We start from the raw sequence: 2857 nt of genomic DNA, 5'->3' as shown, positions 1-2857 counted from the left end.
AAGTATATCTGTCCGCCACCGACTTTATGAATTCGGACGAACCGCCGAGATATCGTCCGTATCTCTTTCCCGCCGATCCCGCCACCACTCCTAGATTCAAAGTTAGTGGAATGTTTGCCCATCCGTACTGGATTACAGGAAAGAACTCTCTCAAAACAGGACTCTTGAACCTCTGCGCGAATGAAAGCATGGAGTATTTCGAAACCTTTCTATTCTTAATCAATACTGAGATATTCCTCAACCAGTCTCGGAAGCCCCAGAAGCCTACCTCCATCAGGTCAGTGTTGGAAAGCCTGCGTATAGCTTTTACGTAGTCTTCTATAAGCTCAGAATCCTCTGGTGAGATTCTCTTCATTTCGGCTTCAAGCTTTTCCAGATCGTAGAAGACTGTCAGTTCGTTACCCTTTTCGTCTACCGCCTTCACCAGTTCTTCGGGAAAGTAGATACCGGAAGGCATCGCTCCAATGTCTTTCCACATATTGTTGAGTGGGGTGCCTGGCTTAAGCCCAGCAAGATGACGTATGCAGCCGTCAAATATATAATCACCCTTGCCCCACGATGTACAAAGTCCTCCCGGTTTATCTGACTTCTCAATTATCACCGATTCAAGACGATTCATTCGGGCATAACATCCTGCAGCAAGCCCCCCAATTCCACCACCTATAATCGCGATTTTCGACATCCGTACCACCTCGAGAATCAAAAACTGCAAGCCCAATTCTTCTGCATCGTTGAAAAGTGAACTTATCGAAGCTCCCGAACTTCAGGCCAATTTTACCACTCCAATTTGAACATGCTCGCTTTTCAGCGCTATTGGTGAATATTGACTCAACGACCTCTGGAAATTATCTCCGTAACTTAAGGTAGAATTGATTGTTTTGGAGGTGATCGGATTGACGAAGATGATTTGTGTGTTCTTAGTATTGATCCTTGCGGTGTCGATAATCGGTGTAGATTTCAGTATCGGAGTGAAGATTCATGGCCATTTCGAGCCTTTTGCGGCCGTAAATTTTGATACATGGCTTCTTGGATTTCAGGTGAAGGCAGGAGTGATCTTTGCTACAGATTCGATCGTACTAGTTCCCGGTTTCTACCTCTACAAAGACATTGCTTCGTGGAGAGTTCACGGTGGCGTCGAAGGTTTGATTCATCTTGGAGAGATGGAATGTCTAATGCTTGCCGGCGCCGGTGCTAGTTATGGATTCAAGACTGATTTTGGCAGAGTTCTCGTAGGTGGAGAACTGGGGCTTCCAATAAGCCTGCGTGGCGACTTCTTTGTTGACGCCACCATGAAGCTGGTGCCGACATTTCTCATCCAGCTTGAATTCTAGAACGAATCTGCTGACCCTATGAAATGTCTTCTCGAACTAATGTTCCGCTGGTCAGTTCATTTCAGCATTGGGATACTTCAAGAGCTTCGTGGGGGCCCATGGAACAAGGTACATTTCAATGTCATCAATGCTGTGCCACCACAGTTTGACCCCTTCTATCTCTTTAGGGAATATGCCTTTGTCGAAATCAAAAACATATGAGGAGTGAAATTTGACATCTTTCTTTTCAACGAAGATCTTTCCGTCCTTATCATACGTGACAAAATCAAACATGAGCGTGCCGCTCTCATTCTTGTCAAGCTCCAGTATTACCATCTTTCCAAGCCTATCTTCATTGGTAAGGTAGACGAGAATATCGCCATCATTGAGCATTTGCTTCTCATTCCTCGAGATATCGATTTTTTCCGTAGTTAGTTTTACACTTAGGTTTTCCACATCCATGAAGTTGATCGAGTAGAAATGCTCTCTGTAAGCCTCAATCGTTGGATTTCTGGAAAGACAAGAGATTGCCAGCACAGCTACTAAAATGGCCGTTGCAATAGATCTCTTCATCTCTGAACACCTCTTTTGATCTTCTAGAATCTGTAACCTATCTTAAAGTCAAAGATCTTCCCGATTGTCTCGTTGAATTTCTGCAGAACAGTATCGATGCTTAGCTCTATGTAGTAACTGGGACTGAAGTTCATTCCAAACCCAAGTCTTAAAGGTGAAAATCCGAGCTGTAGTTGTTCGCCGAAAGCAAATGTGTGACCGATATCCCCCCTAAAATAGAAAACGCCAAAATCGAGTTTCAATCCAATGTAACCATACCATGCAATTCCGGGAATTATTAATGAAGACTTCACTCCTGTATCTTCCGAAAGAGTGAACAATAGAAACGGAGTCGCCGCTCCAAGGTACAGAAGTCCTACATCATAGCGCAGGTCAATACCTAGCACATCTACTCCTACGAAGCCGGAAAGAGGAGTATTTGAAAGGGATTCCGTTTTGGCTGCGACATTTATCAATCCTACAGAAAAACTTCCAAGTAATAAGGACCCGGCGAGCAAAAGACACAGGACTAGAGAGACTTTCTTCATAGATCTCACCCCCTAAAGTTCATTGTACGTCCACCATGCAAGAAAAGAATCTGATTTTCAGACTGTTTGCTTCAATGCTCGGGAATTCTACATAAAGCTCTAATACTATCATTCTGCCCGTTCGCTCTTGCCATTATCCCAGAGAAGGATTCTGGAATCTAAATAAGAGTAAATAATATCAACGACAATATTCACGAGCAGCATTACGGCAGCAATAAGAAGAACAAGACCAGAGAGCGTGAGAACTTCAAAACTTATTGCTGCTTCCGTAAGCAGCCGTCCGATTCCGGGCCTTGCAAAAATAGTCTCAACAAATGCGAGCCCTGCGAAAAGCGAAGCGAAGAGCTCTCCTCCCACTGTAACTACAGGAATAAGCGCATTCCTTCTTACGTGTGTCAGCATGATGGTTTTTTCGCTCACACCTCGTGATCTAGCAGCCCTTATGAA

Annotated in this window: 5 protein-coding genes; 1 reads left to right on the top strand and 4 read right to left on the bottom strand. The window is 44.2% G+C overall.

The window, feature by feature from the left end; genetic code table 11:
• A partial coding sequence (locus BG32_RS06080) for an NAD(P)-binding protein (RefSeq protein WP_183084300.1) occupies positions 1-682 on the bottom strand: 682 nt, incomplete at its 3' end.
• A gap of 220 nt (positions 683-902) precedes the next feature.
• Here BG32_RS06080 and BG32_RS06075 point away from each other — a divergent pair.
• Positions 903-1331 (top strand): hypothetical protein, encoded by a 429-nt coding sequence (locus BG32_RS06075; protein WP_259459559.1) that lies wholly within the window; start codon positions 903-905, stop codon positions 1329-1331.
• Positions 1332-1382: 51 nt separating this feature from the next.
• Here the strand turns inward: BG32_RS06075 and BG32_RS06070 are convergent, their stop codons facing one another.
• From BG32_RS06070 to BG32_RS06060, 3 genes are all read right to left on the bottom strand, one after another.
• A complete protein-coding gene (locus tag BG32_RS06070; RefSeq protein ID WP_121526564.1) occupies positions 1383-1883 on the bottom strand; it encodes a hypothetical protein in 501 nt (166 codons plus the stop codon).
• Between the two features lie 23 nt (positions 1884-1906).
• Positions 1907-2410, bottom strand: coding sequence for a hypothetical protein (locus BG32_RS06065; protein ID WP_121526563.1), 504 nt, complete (start codon positions 2408-2410; stop codon positions 1907-1909).
• A gap of 108 nt (positions 2411-2518) precedes the next feature.
• Positions 2519-2857: ABC transporter permease (locus BG32_RS06060; RefSeq protein ID WP_147434850.1), on the bottom strand; the 339-nt coding region annotated here is incomplete at its 5' end.

This window comes from Mesotoga sp. HF07.pep.5.2.highcov, assembly GCF_003666285.1.
GTDB classification, from domain to species: domain Bacteria; phylum Thermotogota; class Thermotogae; order Petrotogales; family Kosmotogaceae; genus Mesotoga; species Mesotoga prima.
This window is presented reverse-complemented; position numbering and strand designations above follow the sequence as displayed.

Excerpts from the sequence above, each read along its gene's own strand:
- BG32_RS06065 (WP_121526563.1), bottom strand. The coding sequence starts at position 2,410 with ATGAAGAAAGTCTCTCTAGTCCTGTGTCTTTTGCTCGCCGGGTCCTTA.
- BG32_RS06075 (WP_259459559.1), top strand. The coding sequence starts at position 903 with ATGATTTGTGTGTTCTTAGTATTGATCCTTGCGGTGTCGATAATCGGT.
- BG32_RS06070 (WP_121526564.1), bottom strand. The coding sequence starts at position 1,883 with ATGAAGAGATCTATTGCAACGGCCATTTTAGTAGCTGTGCTGGCAATC.